Source organism: Actinomadura harenae (assembly GCF_003696215.1).
GTDB lineage: Bacteria > Actinomycetota > Actinomycetes > Streptosporangiales > Streptosporangiaceae > Spirillospora > Spirillospora harenae.
On the sequence record NZ_RFFG01000038.1, the window covers coordinates 1 to 13,994 of the forward strand.

11 protein-coding genes are annotated in these 13,994 nt (G+C 69.8%); 6 read left to right on the top strand and 5 right to left on the bottom strand.

Annotation, left to right across the window (positions count from 1 at the left end):
* Positions 1-1,737: 1,737 nt before the first annotated feature.
* Together EBO15_RS21330 and EBO15_RS21335 are read right to left on the bottom strand one after the other, a co-directional pair.
* Positions 1,738-4,059, bottom strand: coding sequence for an ABC transporter permease (locus tag EBO15_RS21330; RefSeq protein WP_199744711.1), 2,322 nt, complete (start codon positions 4,057-4,059; stop codon positions 1,738-1,740).
* A 169-nt stretch (positions 4,060-4,228) separates the two neighbouring features.
* Positions 4,229-4,975: an ABC transporter ATP-binding protein gene (locus EBO15_RS21335; protein ID WP_122196249.1), complete on the bottom strand. Its 747-nt coding sequence runs from the start codon at positions 4,973-4,975 to the stop codon at positions 4,229-4,231.
* Between the two features lie 141 nt (positions 4,976-5,116).
* On the opposite strand from EBO15_RS21335, the gene EBO15_RS21340 reads away from it, so the two are divergent.
* A complete protein-coding gene (locus EBO15_RS21340) occupies positions 5,117-6,271 on the top strand; it encodes a sensor histidine kinase (protein WP_199744713.1) in 1,155 nt (384 codons plus the stop codon).
* The gene (locus tag EBO15_RS21345; RefSeq protein ID WP_122196196.1) at positions 6,268-6,951 is read left to right on the top strand and encodes a response regulator; all 684 of its coding nucleotides are present in this window, start codon (positions 6,268-6,270) and stop codon (positions 6,949-6,951) included. The genes EBO15_RS21340 and EBO15_RS21345 overlap by 4 nt, the downstream gene beginning before the upstream one ends.
* A 216-nt stretch (positions 6,952-7,167) precedes the next feature.
* Here the strand turns inward: EBO15_RS21345 and EBO15_RS21350 are convergent, their stop codons facing one another.
* Both EBO15_RS21350 and EBO15_RS21355 read right to left on the bottom strand, forming a co-directional pair.
* Positions 7,168-7,581: a nuclear transport factor 2 family protein gene (locus tag EBO15_RS21350; RefSeq protein ID WP_122196197.1), complete on the bottom strand. Its 414-nt coding sequence runs from the start codon at positions 7,579-7,581 to the stop codon at positions 7,168-7,170.
* A gap of 9 nt (positions 7,582-7,590) precedes the next feature.
* Entirely contained in the window at positions 7,591-8,196 is a 606-nt protein-coding gene (locus EBO15_RS21355) for a TetR/AcrR family transcriptional regulator (protein ID WP_122196198.1), read from the bottom strand.
* A gap of 78 nt (positions 8,197-8,274) precedes the next feature.
* Here EBO15_RS21355 and EBO15_RS21360 point away from each other — a divergent pair, with 78 nt between their 5' ends.
* Both EBO15_RS21360 and EBO15_RS21365 read left to right on the top strand, forming a co-directional pair.
* Positions 8,275-9,297 (top strand): fatty acid desaturase family protein, encoded by a 1,023-nt coding sequence (locus tag EBO15_RS21360; protein WP_233616340.1) that lies wholly within the window; start codon positions 8,275-8,277, stop codon positions 9,295-9,297.
* Positions 9,294-10,811: an MFS transporter gene (locus EBO15_RS21365; protein WP_122196200.1), complete on the top strand. Its 1,518-nt coding sequence runs from the start codon at positions 9,294-9,296 to the stop codon at positions 10,809-10,811. The genes EBO15_RS21360 and EBO15_RS21365 overlap by 4 nt, the downstream gene beginning before the upstream one ends.
* A gap of 96 nt (positions 10,812-10,907) precedes the next feature.
* On the opposite strand, the gene EBO15_RS21370 is transcribed toward EBO15_RS21365, so the two are convergent.
* Entirely contained in the window at positions 10,908-11,444 is a 537-nt protein-coding gene (locus EBO15_RS21370) for a TetR/AcrR family transcriptional regulator (RefSeq protein ID WP_122196201.1), read from the bottom strand.
* Positions 11,445-11,580: 136 nt separating this feature from the next.
* On the opposite strand from EBO15_RS21370, the gene EBO15_RS21375 reads away from it, so the two are divergent.
* Together EBO15_RS21375 and EBO15_RS21380 are read left to right on the top strand one after the other, a co-directional pair.
* The gene (locus tag EBO15_RS21375) at positions 11,581-12,408 is read left to right on the top strand and encodes an acyl-CoA thioesterase (protein WP_122196202.1); all 828 of its coding nucleotides are present in this window, start codon (positions 11,581-11,583) and stop codon (positions 12,406-12,408) included.
* A 684-nt stretch (positions 12,409-13,092) separates the two neighbouring features.
* Positions 13,093-13,971, top strand: coding sequence for a peptidoglycan-binding protein (locus tag EBO15_RS21380; protein ID WP_122196203.1), 879 nt, complete (start codon positions 13,093-13,095; stop codon positions 13,969-13,971).
* The last annotated feature ends 23 nt before the right edge of the window (positions 13,972-13,994 follow it).

The window sequence follows — 13,994 nt, forward strand, 5'->3', positions numbered from 1 at the left end:
GAGCGTGCGGCGTGGGCGCCGGTCACCGGCCGCGCGCGCCCGGCCGCGCATCGGCGACGGTTGCGCGCAGCTCCCCGGCGAACGGCAGCCCGCGGAGGCGCACCGCCGCCCTCAGCAGGGCAGCGAGGCAGACTGTCCGCATCCCCGGGTCCCGTCCTTTACCGTGCGGGCGACCCCGCCGTTCGGCACAGGCCAGATCAATCGTCGTGGGCTGGACGAGCTCGAATCAGGGGCTGCACCACCGCCTGAGTCACCAGCGCTCGTCCAGGTGAGCCAGCATGGCGCGGAAGCGGCGAGCATCACGCCGAGGTAGAACGTGTGCGGCCGCCTCCAAGTAGGACCGCACCGCCCAAGGATCGGTGCAGCACTCCCAGAAACCGCAACCCTCGTATCTCGGGTCGTAGAGCCGGTGGTAGGGATCGTTAAGGACAGCTTCCCAGAGCCGGAGGGCTTGTCCTGTTGTTCCTGGACCTCTTCGACGGAGCTCGAACCGGATCAGCAAGGTCATGCCGCGGGGCGACACCCCGGGGATGCACGCCGCGAGCGCCCGCCCCGCAGGCGGGAGGATTGATAGTTGCGCTTGGCGGAGTTGGCCAGGCCGTCTACGCGGCATAGCCCTTTCGTGTCGACAGCATGCCGCACATCGTGGCATGAACCACTCATCAAGACCATCCCACGGTCAAGGCTGTTGCCGGTTGGGCTGGAAGGGAGCGGGTCTCCCACGACCCCGATCTGACTGCCAGTCATGGTGAGCGACTTCGAACCAAGAGGCTTCACGGCCCGCTGGCCAAGCCGCATGGCCGCATCGATCCATTCGGCCAGCGCCCACAACCCCAGCAGACTGGACAGCTCTCCCAGTGCGACGACGGCGAGCGTGCCCAGGTAGATCCAGCACACCAGGTACGGCCTCACCTGGTGTTCAAACCGGGTGTCGAGCAGCGTGCCGAGGGGAGAGGGGCGGGCGCGTTGGGTGCCGGTCGCGGGAGGGGCCCATCGGGCTAGATCACCGCAGGTCGTGCACGCAGTCAGTCAGCGACACGGCATCGGCGGCCAGTGCGGATGGGCGGGTCAGGCTTGGTGAAGCGAGCTCGAACCAAGGGGCTTCGCAGCCCCCTGGACCCCCGCGCACCAGAGCACTCATTCGCGCGCTTCTGTCTGTCAGGGGTTCTCGCCGTCCGCGCGAACGAGCACTCTGGACCGGTCGCGGCGACTGTGACCCGAGTTGCCGGAATGGCGAGTATTTGGGGCGGGTGTGGAGGCGTGCGCCGAGTTCGCACGAGGGCCCGGCGTTGTCGCAGGCCAGCACGCCGAGGGGCGTGCAACTAGCGTGCAATTAGGAGGGGTGATCAAGGGGCAGTGGAGGGCAGTTGTGGACCATGGTTCGCCCAGGTCAGGATGCTGATGTGGGTTGATCCCGCAGATTTGCAAGCCGGGTGTCAGGGGTTCGAATCCCCTAGGCTCCACCCCCAAGAAAGCCCAGGTCAGGAACCATTTCCCGACCTGGGCTTTCGGCTTTTCAGGGTCGCCGCCTCCGAGAGTGGGGGAATGGTGGAGATCATTTCCGAAGTGGAGGCGTCCGCTCCCTCCCGGCAGGGCGCGGGCGGCTCGTCCAGGGAGAACGCCGGAACGCCGACCTCCCGAGGGCATCAACCAGGGAGGTCGGCATTCCGGCGTTCTTGCCGCGACGTGTAGTGCCCGGCACGCTTTTGCTGCGGCGATCGGCGGCTCTGCTCGGTCCTACTCGGTCCGCAGCGCGGTGGCGGTCCGGGTTCGTGCCGCCCAGCCGGCCGGCAGCAGTGCGCCGAGCAGGGCGATCACGATCCCGCCGGCCAGCAGGGGGATGAGCAGCCCGGCGGTGTAGACGTGGGACACGCTCGGCGGCAGGTGCCGGCCGATCGCGTTCCCCATCGGGGCCAGCGTCGCCTTCTCCACCGCGACCCCGATGGGGACCCCGATCAGCCCGGCGATCAGGCCGGTGAGCGTCACCGAGGTCAGAACCATCGCAACGGTCTGCCTGGGCGTCATCCCGAGGGCCTTGAAGATCCCCAGATCATGAACCCGCTCCCGGGTGTCCTGCATCACCATGCTCAGCACCCCGAGCGCGGCGACCGCGATCAGCATCAGCGTGAACGTGGCCACCAGGACGCCCATGGTGATCACCACGATGTTCTTGGTCCCGTCGTTGTTCGACTCGACCGAGGCGTTCAGCGGGGACAGTGCGGCGGCGGCCGAGGTGGACCAGTCCGATCCGTTGACGTTCGAGGCCAGCTCGACGTTGAACTGGTCGATGTGCGGGGTCAGTCCGGCGGCGGTGAAGGTGGCCGCATCCGTCATGACCGTGTAGTCGCCCTGGTTGGTGTCGAAGTTGATGCCGACGACCTGCAGCGACAGGTGCTTGTTCTGCTGCATCACGGTGACGTTGTCACCGACGTGGATCCCCACCGCCGAGGCCAGCTTGTCGCCGACCACGGCCTCGCCCGGCGCCGAGTACCAGCGGCCGGACAGCAGCTCCATGTTCGTCCAGGAGAAGTCGCCGGTGATCGTGAACACCCTCGCCGGTTCGCCGCCGGGCGGGGCGCTGACCATGGTCGCACCGCTGTCGCCCCAGCCGAACGCGGCCTTCGTGCCCGGGGTCTTGGCGAGCGCGGCGGCCACCTTGGCGGCGTCCAGGTGCGGGTTGCGCGGGTCGTTGGGGCCGTAGCGATTCCAGGGCACGCCTACGGCGGCCGTGGGTATCACGATCTCCGACGCGACGTTGAAGCCTGAGGTGCTGGTGTCCAGGTACCTGTTGAACCCGGTCCCCAGCCCCACCGCGAACGTGGCACTCACCACGCCGAACAGCACCGCCACACCGACCAGCACGGTCCGGGCCGGCCGGGCGAACGGCTGGGCCAGACCCAGCGACATGGCCCGGGGCAGCGGCAGCCGCGAGGCCAGACGCTGTGCCGTCCGGCCGCCCCCGGCCCTGGGGGCGCGGCCGACCACCAGAGCCCGCACCGTCGGCATCCGGCCGGCTCGCAGTGCCGGGATCGAAGCCGTGACGCCGACGATCAGCAGGGCGCCCAGCGGGACCACGGCGCTGACCCACAGCGGGATCGTGGCACTGGCCGCGCCGAGCTGCTTGGTGGCCCCGTCCAGGATCGGCACGGCCAGGAGGTTGCCGACGACCGTGCCGAGCACCACGCCGAACGTCGCCGGGATCATGGCCTGCGCGGTGTAGGCGCGGGCCACCTGCGCGGGGGTGAAGCCCAACGACTTCAGAATCCCGATGCGCCGGGTTCCCGAGGCCACGGCCCCGCTGACCACGATCGAGATGATCAGCACCGACATGAACAGCCCGAGGATCCCGAAGGCGATCAGGAACGGCACGTAGGCCTTGGCGTTCCCGGTCGCCTGCTGCTCCGCGGTCAGGTACGACTGTCCGCCCTCGACCGCGCCGGCCGGCGCGGCGGCGGCCACCGCCTGCTTGCCGGTGGCGATGTCGGCGTCGGTCCCGGCCTTGGCGAACCGGTAGAGCATCTGCTTGCCGGACTTGGCGCCGGCCGCGGTGAGCCGCGCGAAACCGTCGGCGGTGGCGAAGGCGGTCGCGCTGCTGGTCACCGAGCCGCCGAAGCCGACGACCTTGAACGACGGCTTGCCCGGCAGGGAGGAGAACACCACCGAACCGCCGAAGCAGACGGTGGCATAGTGCTGCCACGGCAGGGCGATCTCGCCCGGGCCGGTCGGCCAGCGCCCCTGGGTCAGCGCCAGCTGGTCCATCCCGGAGGTGCTGCCCAGGTCGGGCCGGGTGGTCACGGTGATCGGACCGTTGTCGCGACCGGCGACATCCTTCTTGGGGCAGTCCGTGCCGACGGTCGTGTTCAGGGCGGCGGCGATCGGGTACGGCCCGGACGCCTCGGTGACGCCGGCGGCGTGCGCGGTGGCGGCGGCCTGCGCGGCCGTGACCTTCGAACCGTTGAACTGGACCGCCAGGTGCGCCCCGTTCCGAGCACTGAAAGCGTGCTCGAACGGGGCCTGCACGACGGTCAGCAGGCCGAGGGAGAGTACTGACGACGTCACCGCGGCGAACGTTGTCAGGGCCAAGACGAGGGACTGGACCCGACGCCGGCCCACGCCGGAGCGTACGACCCTGCCCAAGGCGCTCATCGGCTCACCGCCGGCAGCAGGCGGGCCGTGGCAGGGAATTCGACCTCGAAGAGGCGCCGGGGCATCGGCGGCTGGCGCAGTGTCATTCGGCCGCTCCCGCCGGACGCGGCAGCGGCGTGCGGGCGACCATGCCTGCAACGCTGCCGTCGTTGATGACGTCCCGCTCGACCGCGCCGTCCACCAGCTCGATCGTGCGGTGCGCGGTGCTCGCGGCCAGCTGCACGTCGTGGGTCACCAGCAAGATGGTCTGGCCCTCGCTGTTCAGGTCCAGCAGTAGTTGGCGCACGTCCTCGGCCGAGCCCGAGTCCAGCGCGCCGGTGGGCTCGTCGGCCAGCAGCAGCGCCGGCTTGTTCATCAGGGCCCTGGCCACCGCCACCCGCTGCCGTTGCCCGCCGGACAGCCGCTGCGGGTAGGCGTTGGCATGCCGGTCGATGCCCAGCGAGCCGAGCAGTGCGACGGCCCGCCGCTTCGCTTCGCCCTTGCCCATCCCGGCCAGCTGCGCCGGAACCATGACGTTGTCCAGCACGGTCAGGTCGTCGAGCAGATTGAAGAACTGGAAGATCATGCCGATCGAGGCCCGGCGGTACTTCGCCGAACCGGTCTCACCGAGCTGGTCGACGCGGGTGCCGGCGACCGTGACACTGCCGCTGGAGGGCCTGTCCAGGCCGGCGATCAGATTCAGCAGCGTGGACTTCCCGCTGCCGGAATGGCCGAGGATCGCCACGCACTCACCGGACGCCACGGACAAGGTCACACCGGCCAGCGCGGCGGGGCCGTCGTCGTATTTCTTCGTCGCGTCGCGAAGGTCGATCAGCGGTGGATTCGTCATGTCCACGAACCTAGGAACAGGACGCCATCCGTCGCGTCGGCCGGTGGATGTCACCGTTCCCCAGGTCATCGGCCCGGCGGTGTACCGGCGTACATCCCCGGGGCGACGCGCGGAGCCGAACTCGCTGAATACGATCTCGGTATGGAAGAGCTTCTCCGGCGTCTCTCGACATCCAAGCGCGTGACCTGGCTGATGTCACAGGCCGCGGTGCTGGCCACCGCCAGCTTCTACGCGGTGATGCTCGTCTGGACGATGCCGGCCTCCCGGACCGGGCTCTTCTTCGCGCTCGCCCTTCCGGTCCTGCTCGTGCGCCGTCTGCCGACGGTGGCCTTCGCGGTGGTCCTGGGCGAAGCGGTCCTCGGCGACATCTTCGGCGCGCGGCCCTCGGTCGTGTTCGTCCAGCTCGTCGCCTTGGGCGGGTACCTCGCCTTCCGGCGGCCGAAGGCCGCCGTCGTCGGCTCCGTCGCCGCCGTCGCGGCCGCGTTCGTCAACGTCACCCACATCCCTGGGCAGACCGTCAGCGACGCGGCCCAGTTCGCCGTGGGGCTCGCGTTGTGGTTCGCGGTCGCGTGGGTCTTCGGGGGGGTGTACCGCAAACGTCGTGAATACCTCGACGCCCTGGACGAGCAGAGGGCGGCCCGCGCCGTCCTGACCGAGCGGCTGCGGATCGCCCGCGAACTGCACGACAGCGTCGCGCACAGCATCGGGATCATCACGGTGCTGTCGGGAGCGGCGGCACGGGTCGTCGAGACCAAGCCCGAGCAGACGCGGCAGGCGCTGACCGGCATCGAGACCACCAGCCGGGAGACGCTGCTCGAGCTGCAGCGCATGCTCGGGGCGCTACGCCGCGCCGAGTCGGACGACGCCATGCCGCAGGCCGCTCCGCTGGCGCCGGCCAGCAGCCTGGCCGACGTCCCGCAGCTCGCCGAACGCACGGCCGACGCCGGGGTGCGGGTCCACGTGACCTGGCGGGGCGAGCAGCGTCCGTTGCCGCCGGAGATCGAACTGTCGGCGTTCAGGATCATCCAGGAGTCGGTGACGAACGTGGTGCGGCACTCCGGGGCGCGGACGTGCCGGGTCGCGGTCGGATACGAGCCGAAAGGAGTGACGATCGAGGTGGTGGACGACGGGGACGACGGTCTCGGCGGGCCGGGCCGTCCGAGGCTCTCCGCGGCCGGCGGGAGCGGCTTCGGCCTGCTCGGCATGCGTGAGCGAGTGACGTTGATGTCCGGCCAGTTCAGCGCGGGCCGGCGTCCGGAGGGCGGATTCCGGGTGACGGCGAGGCTCCCGGCATGAGCGTGCGGGTGCTGCTGGTCGATGACCAGCCGTTGTTGCTGGTCGGGCTCGCGATCCTGATCGGCGACACCGACGACCTGGAGGTGGTCGGCGAGGCCGGCGACGGCCGCGAGGCGGTGCGCCTGGCGCGTGAGCTGCGGCCGGACATCGTGGTGATGGACATCCGGATGCCGGGCATGGACGGGATCGAGGCGACCCGGCGGGTGACCGCCGAGCCGGACCCGCCCAGGGTGCTGGTGCTGACGACCTTCGACGACGACGAGTACGTCTACGGCGCACTGCGCGCCGGGGCCAGCGGATTCCTGCTCAAGAGCATGGCCCTGGACGCGATCCTGGACGCGATCCGCGTGGTGGCGGCCGGCGACGCGCTGATCGCGCCGAGCGTGACCCGGCGGCTGATCGCGGACTTCGCCGGAACGTCCGCCCGCCCGGCCCCCGAACCGGCCGCCGAGCCCGCCGCGGACCCACGTCTCATCGCGGAGATCACCGACCGGGAGCGCGAGGTGCTGGCACTGGTCGGCCAGGGCCTGTCGAACACCGAGATAGCCGCGCGGCTGGTGATCAGCGCGGCGACGGCGAAGACTCATGTCGCGCGCCTGTTCGCCAAGCTCGAGGCCCGGGACCGCGTCCACCTGGCGATCATCGCCTTCGAGACCGGACTCGCACCACGCGGACGGTAGGGCGGGCTGAGAAGAACGATCGCCGACCACGAGTCCGCCGCGTTCGGAGATGCGCCGGCTCACCCACCCGGCCGCAGCGGGATTCGAGTCGAGGTCGTTCAGGAAGTCGCGGACCGGTGCGGGTGCCGGTGAAGCGCCGCAGGCCCTCACCGAGGCGACGAAGCGGACCCGAGCCCAGGTCAGGGGTGGGGTTCTGGCCTGGGCTTTCGGGTCTTGTCAGGCGAAGGCGAGGCGGTGGCCGCGGGCTGTGTCCATGTATTCGCGGACGCGGTGGATCAGGCCGTTCCGGAGTTCGAAGACGAAGCAGTAGTCGTTCGCGTAGTGGTTGCCGTTGGACAGGGTGGCCGTCATGGTCTCCTCCACGGTCACTCGGTCGCCGTCGGCGTGGATTCCGTGGAAGGTGACGGTGACGTCGCTGACGAAGAAGCGGGGGAAGTCCTCGGCGAGGAAGTGGACGATGGCCTGCTTGCCGATCATGTGGCTGGGGGCGTCCAGGGCGACGGCGGTGGCGTTGCCCTCGGGGGCGAGCCACTCGGCGTCCTCGGTGAAGACCGCTGCGATCCGGTCGGCGTCGTGGCTGGCGAACGCCTTCCACGCGTCCTGGACGATGGCGCGGCTCTGCTCTGACATGGCGCGACCCTAGTCGGAGGACGGCAGGGGGGCTGGCGGGATTTCGACATCACCCCCTGGGGGCGTGGTGCGGGTCTGGATGGCTCGCAGGGCCTCGGTCAGGGTTTCGGCGGTGGGGGCGCGGTCCGGGTCGATGAGGCGCTGCATGATCAGGCCCGTGAGCAGGGTGAGGTAGAAGGCTCCGACGGCGCGGCGTGTGGTCTGGGGCAGTCCGGTCTCGCCGGGCCAGTCGGACAGTTCCAGGCGGGCGGTCTCCTGGGCGTCGGCCAGTGCCTGCCGGAGGCGTGGGCGGCGTTCGGCCTGGGCGACGACCTCGACGTTGGCCACGAAGATGGGACGGTGCAGGTCGACCAGTTCGATCGCCCGTCTCCACAGCGTCTCGAACTCCTCGTGTGGCGCGTCGTCCGCCAGGGCCTGGCGGAGCTTGTCGGCCCAGTCGGTGGTGGCCTCGACCATGGCCTCGACCAGCAGGCCGTCCTTCGAGCCGAAGTGGTAGCCGATGGAGGCCAGGTTCGCGCCTGAGGCCCGGGCGATGTCCCGCGCCGTCGTGTGCGCGTAGCCGCGTTCCTCCAGGCAGCGCCTGGCGCCGTCGATCAGCTTGTCTCGCTCTCCCATGTCCGCAGACCCTAGCCGAACGCCTGTAATAAACAAATGTTTTGTACGTTTGTTTCAAACCTGTGTATGGTTCGGCGCATGGCAACTGCAACCGCAACGGCCACGAGCGACTTCACGCGTCTGTCCAGGCTCATGAAGCAGGCCGGGCTCCTCGGACGCCGTCCGGGCTACTACAGGATTCGGCTCAGCGTGGTGGCCGGCCTCTACCTGGGAGGCGTCGCGGCGTTCTTCTGGCTCGGCGACTCCTGGTTCCAGCTCGCGCTCGCCGTCGGCTTCGCGATCGTCTTCACCCAGGTCGCCCTCGTCCTGCACGACCTGGCGCACCGGCAGATCTTCACCGGACGGACGCCGAGCGAGCCCCTCGGACGCGTCGGAGGAAACCTCGGCATCGGCCTCGCCTACGGCTGGTGGATGAACAAGCACACCCGCCACCACGCCAACCCCAACCACGAGGACCTCGACCCGGACGTCTCCCCCGACGTGCTGGTGTGGTCGCAGGAGCAGGCGCGCAACAGCAAGGGCCTGGCCCGGCGCATCGGCGGTCGGCAGGCGTTCCTCTTCTATCCGCTGCTCCTGCTGGAGGGGCTCAACCTGCACGTCGCCGGGGTGCGCGCCCTGCGGCAGCCCTGGATGAAGCACCGCGCGCTGGAGGGCGCGCTTCTGCTCGCCCACTTCGTCCTCTACCTGGGCGCGCTCGCCTGGGTGCTGTCACCGGGCAAGGCGCTGGCCTTCTTCGCCGTCCACCAGGGACTGTTCGGCATCTACGCGGGCTGCGTCTTCGCGCCCGGCCACAAGGGCATGCCCATGGTGAGCGAGGGAACCACCCTGGACTTCCTGCGGAAACAGGTGCTCACCACCCGCAACGTCCGCGGCGGCCGGTTCACCGACATCGCGATGGGCGGCCTGAACTACCAGATCGAACACCACCTGTTCCCGAGCATGCCCACCCCCAACCTGCGCCTGGCGCGGCCCATCGTGCGCGCCTACTGCCAGGAACTCGGGCTGCCGTACCACGAGGTCGGATTCGCGGCCTCGCACGCCGAAGCCCTTCGTCACCTGCACCACGCCGGTGCTCCCCTCAGGAAGGAAGCCCGTCCATGAGAGCCGGACGCAAGCAATGGATCGGACTGGCGGTCCTGGTCCTGCCGGTGCTGCTGATCTCCGTCGACCTGCACGTGCTGTCGTACGCGCTGCCGTTCATCAGCGCCGGCCTGGAGCCGAGCGCCTCCCAGCTGCTGTGGATCATCGACATCTACCCGTTCATGCTGGCCGGGCTCCTGCTGCCGATGGGCACGCTGGGGGACCGGATCGGACGGCGGCGACTGCTGATGATCGGGGCCGCGGCGTTCGGCGGCGCGTCCGTGATCGCGGCCTTCTCCCCCAGCGCCGACCTGCTCGTCGCGACGCGGGCCCTGCTCGGGATGGGCGGCGCCACGCTGATGCCCTCGACGCTGGCGCTGATCCGCAACATGTTCCACGACGACGGCCAGCGCCGCGTCGCCATCTCCATCTGGACCGGTGCGTTCGCGGGCGGCGCCATGCTCGGACCGCTGATGGGCGGCGCGCTGCTGGAGCACTTCTGGTGGGGATCGGTTTTCCTGGTCAACCTGCCGGTGATGGCGTTGCTGCTGGTCCTGGCGCCGCTGCTGCTCCCCGAGTCCCGTGACCCGCGGCCGGGACGGTTCGACCTGGTCAGCCTGATCCTGTCGCTGGCCGCGATCCTGCCCACGATCTACGGCGTGCAGCACATCGCGCAGGACGGCCTCGGCGTCCTGCCCGTGCTGGCCCTCGTGGCCGGTCCGATGCTGGGGGTCGTCTTCGTCCTGCGGCAGCGTTCGATGGCCGATCCGATGCTGGACGTGCGCCTGTTCGGGAGCCGCGCGTTCACGACCGCCATCGGCGCCAACACCCTCGGCGTCTTCGCCATGGTCGGCTCCAGCCTCTTCACCACCCAGTACCTCCAGATGGTCATGGGCGCCCGGCCGATCGTCGCCGGTCTGTACGCGCTGCCCTCGGCGGCCATGGCGATGATCTCCGCCGGTCTGGCGCCCGTCCTGGTGCGCAAGGTCGCTCCCGGGGTGGTCGTCGGGATCGGACTCCTCATCGGCGCGGGCGGGTTCGCGCTGCTGTCCCGGCTGGACGTGTCGGGGCAGGCCGGTCTGCTGGTCGCCGGGATCATGCTGATGGCCGGTGGCGTCACGCTCGTGCTGACCGTGTCGTCCGACCTGATCATCGCCACCGCGCCGCCGGAGCGGGCGGGCTCGGTCGCGGGACTGTCGCAGGTGGCCACCGAGTTCGGCGGCGCGCTCGGCATCGCGCTGCTGGGCAGCATCGGCACCGTCGTCTACCGCGGGCACCTCGAGGACGCGAAGGTCACCGCCTCGGCGACCGACACCCTCGGCGCCGCGTTGGAGACGGCGAAGGGCCTTCCGGACCCCGCGGGACGCACCCTCGCCGACACCGCGCGCGAGGCCTTCACCGAGGGCCAGCACTACGCCATGGTCGCGGCGGCCGTCGGCCTGTGCCTGATGGCGGTGCTCGCGCCGATCATGCTGCGGTCCGTCCGGCGGGCGGCCTCACCGGTGCGCTCGGGCGGGCAGCACGCGACGCGCTGACGCGGGGAACGAAGCGCGGTGGGCAAGCGGGCGGCGGCAGGCCCGGAGGACGGTCGCCCTCGCGGACGGGGGCCGGCCGGTTCGCGGGCGGGCGGGTCAGCGGGTGGCGGCGTCGGCGACGGACTGGACGCCGGCGATGAGGTCCTGCGCGGTCGGCGCGTTCTCGGGGTCGACGCTCCAGCGCACCAGCATGCCGATGAGCAGGGTCAGCAGCACCTGGGCGCCCGCCTCGTCCTGCTCCGGGAGGCGTTTGCCCAGCTCGTCGCGGGCGTGGGACTGGGCCTCGGTCAGCCGCTTCCGAAGTTCGGGGGAGTGCGCGGCCTGCGCCAGCGTGTCCAGGTTGGCCAGCCAGAGCATCGGCTGGCTCTGGAAGGAGAGGACCAGATCGCTCCAGAACGCCTCGAACCACGGCGTGGAGTCGTCGGGGAGGGCCTTGAGGATCTCCCCGACGGACTCCCCGGTCAGCTCGACCATCGCCTGCGCGAGCAGGGCGTCCTTGGAGCGGAAGTGGTAGTTGATGGCGGCGAGGTTGCTGCCGGAGACGGCGACGATGTCGCGCACCGTGGTGCGCGCGTACCCACGTTCGGCCAGGCACTGCTTCGCCGCGGCCAGCAAGTCCTCAGGAACCCCCACGCGGCGATGGTAGCAGCGGGACGAACAGTCGTTTCAAACGCAGAGGTTGTCGCGTTGAGGGGTCCGTCGGATGGAATGTCGTCTATGTCGGACTCCGGATGATCGGCTCCGAGGCGGGCCCGGCATCATGTGGGGCATGACTTCGAACGCCGCCCCCGGCCGGTCCGCCGGGCACCCCTTCGACGCCGCTGTGCGACTCACCCAGGTCGGCGAGGGGCGGTTCGGCGGGCACACGTCGGCGGAGTACGCCAACATGGTCGGCCCGTTCGGCGGAGTGACGGCCGCGACGCTGCTGCGCGCGGTGCAGGTGGACCCGCGGTGCGCGGGCGATCCGGTAGCGCTGACGGTGAACTACGCCGGACCGCTCGCGCAGGGCCCCTTCACGGTCGAGGCGGAGCCGGTGCGGACGAACCGGCGGACGCAGCACTGGGCCCTGACGATGCTCCAGGACGACGTGGTCGCGGCGACCGCGACGGCGATCGTCGGCGCGCGTCCCGAGACCTGGGCGGACACCGAGGCCGTGCCGCCGTCCGCGCCGTCCGCCGACGAGGTGAAGATCGCGGACCTGGCGGGCCTGGTGCCGTGGACGGACAACTACGAGTTCCGGTTCGTGGACGGCGCGCCGGACCTCGGGACCGGACCGCACCCGACGTCCGCGACCACGCTGTGGGTGCGCGACCACCCGGCCCGCCCGCTCGACCACCCCGCCCTGGTGGCGCTGAGCGACGTGTTCATTCCGCGGATCATGATGCGGCGCGGGGAGTACGTCCCCTCCGGGACGGTCACGCTGACCGTGTACTTCCACGCGGGCCCGGACCTGATCGCGGCCCAGGCGGACAGGCCGATCCTGGCGACCGCCGGCTCCGACCGGCTCGGCCTGGGATTCGCCGACCAGAGCGTCCGCCTCTGGACGCCCGAGGGCGGGCTTCTCGCGACGAGCCACCAGATGGTCTATTTCAAGTAGCCGTCCTGGAACGCCAATGCCGTTCGGTGTCCTTGAGGTGCGCGTCCGGTGATCTGTTACGCGTTCGGTGACGGTTTTCGTGTCGGCGTCCGTCGCTCGCTCTCACAATCGTTGAAGAAGGCGTGCTGTGAGTATGAATCGGTGCTCCTTCTGCATATAGGGTGCGGATCAAGGAAACGCGCGGTATCGCGGATCGAGCCTTCTCGGGAAGTGCTCATCCCTCGCCTGTTCTCGGATCGGTGTCCATTCGGACGGTGATGAGAGTTGAGATTCTCAGGCGATAACCAGGTGCCCTAACCCGTCAAGGTGGGCGTTCGCAAGCGGAATCGGCGGACGCTGGACGGCCATGCGCGAACGTCGAACATCCCCCGGGCCGGTCGTGTCGGAGCGCCGGTCGGTGGGTGGCGAGCCCGGTTCGTCCCTCGGCGCCTCTGGCATGTCTTGCCTGGTCAGGAGCGTCAGACTGACGGCGGCGCGGTCCGTTAAGGGGCTCGAATGGCTCTTCGTCCCGCGTGTCGTGAATGTCGTGTTTGATGATCAACGTGCCTGTAAGGTGGCGCGTCAGCCTGTACGGGGAAATCGCCGAACAGGCTGACAACACTGACAACTTGCGAACACGTGATCGCTCCCGGAAATGTTGGTGCCACCCCGAGCACGCCCCCCGCCGCATGACCAGGAGATTCGATGAAGCTTCCCAAATACGCCGCAGCCGCCACCGCGGCCGTCGCGTTCGTATCGATCGCCGGAGTGACCGCGGTTTCGGCGGCGCAGGCGGACAGCGGCCACAAGGCGGTCCCTTCGGCCGACGCGGCGGCGCTGCCGAGCGTGAACATGGAAGCGCTCGTCAAGGCCGCGCAGATCGACCCGCGCCGCGCGGACAACAAACTGACGCCGGGCGCCAAGGCCAGCGTCCTTCTCGTCGAAAAGGCCCTCGCGGACAAGCACCTGCTCGACAAGAAGTGGGTGGACGGCTACTTCGGCACGACGACGACCGCCGCCTACACCAAGTACCAGAAGTCCCTCGGCTACAAGGGACTCAGCGCCAACGGCCTTCCCGGCAAGAGCTCGCTCGCCAAGCTCGGCGCCGGCCGCTTCACCGTCAACCACGTCATCGTGCCGGGCGCGAAGGTGAAGTTCGGCCCCAAGTACGTCGTCGACACCCGCACGCAGAAGATGCTTCTCCAGGCGCAGAAGGTTCTGCACCGCAAGCTCGTGCTCGACCAGGGTTCCTACAACCCGGGCGGCGACCCCACGTCCGTCGGAACCCATGACGGCGGCGGTGTCGTCGACATCAACGTCAAGGGGATGAGCGCCGCCACCCGCACGTCGGTGGCCAAGGCGCTACGCCAGGTCGGGTTCGCCGCCTGGGTCCGCAACCCCAGCCAGGGCGACTGGCCGTGGCACATCCACGCGACCGCGATCAACGACACCGACCTGTCCGTTCAGGCCCAGCACCAGATCGGTGACTACTACCTCGGCAAGAACGGTCTCGCGAACCGTGGCAAGGACGACGGTCCCAAGGTGACCATCCGCACCTGGGAGGAGTACCTGCGCCTCCACTGATCACGGAGAACACGCCAGGTCCC

What these genes read in the sequence shown, in the direction of transcription:
- EBO15_RS21335 (WP_122196249.1), bottom strand. Translation starts at nt 4,975, where the DNA reads ATGACGAATCCACCGCTGATCGACCTTCGCGACGCGACGAAGAAATAC.
- EBO15_RS21340 (WP_199744713.1), top strand. Translation starts at nt 5,117, where the DNA reads ATGGAAGAGCTTCTCCGGCGTCTCTCGACATCCAAGCGCGTGACCTGG.
- EBO15_RS21345 (WP_122196196.1), top strand. Translation starts at nt 6,268, where the DNA reads ATGAGCGTGCGGGTGCTGCTGGTCGATGACCAGCCGTTGTTGCTGGTC.
- EBO15_RS21350 (WP_122196197.1), bottom strand. Translation starts at nt 7,581, where the DNA reads ATGTCAGAGCAGAGCCGCGCCATCGTCCAGGACGCGTGGAAGGCGTTC.
- EBO15_RS21355 (WP_122196198.1), bottom strand. Translation starts at nt 8,196, where the DNA reads ATGGGAGAGCGAGACAAGCTGATCGACGGCGCCAGGCGCTGCCTGGAG.
- EBO15_RS21360 (WP_233616340.1), top strand. Translation starts at nt 8,275, where the DNA reads ATGGCAACTGCAACCGCAACGGCCACGAGCGACTTCACGCGTCTGTCC.
- EBO15_RS21365 (WP_122196200.1), top strand. Translation starts at nt 9,294, where the DNA reads ATGAGAGCCGGACGCAAGCAATGGATCGGACTGGCGGTCCTGGTCCTG.
- EBO15_RS21375 (WP_122196202.1), top strand. Translation starts at nt 11,581, where the DNA reads ATGACTTCGAACGCCGCCCCCGGCCGGTCCGCCGGGCACCCCTTCGAC.
- EBO15_RS21380 (WP_122196203.1), top strand. Translation starts at nt 13,093, where the DNA reads ATGAAGCTTCCCAAATACGCCGCAGCCGCCACCGCGGCCGTCGCGTTC.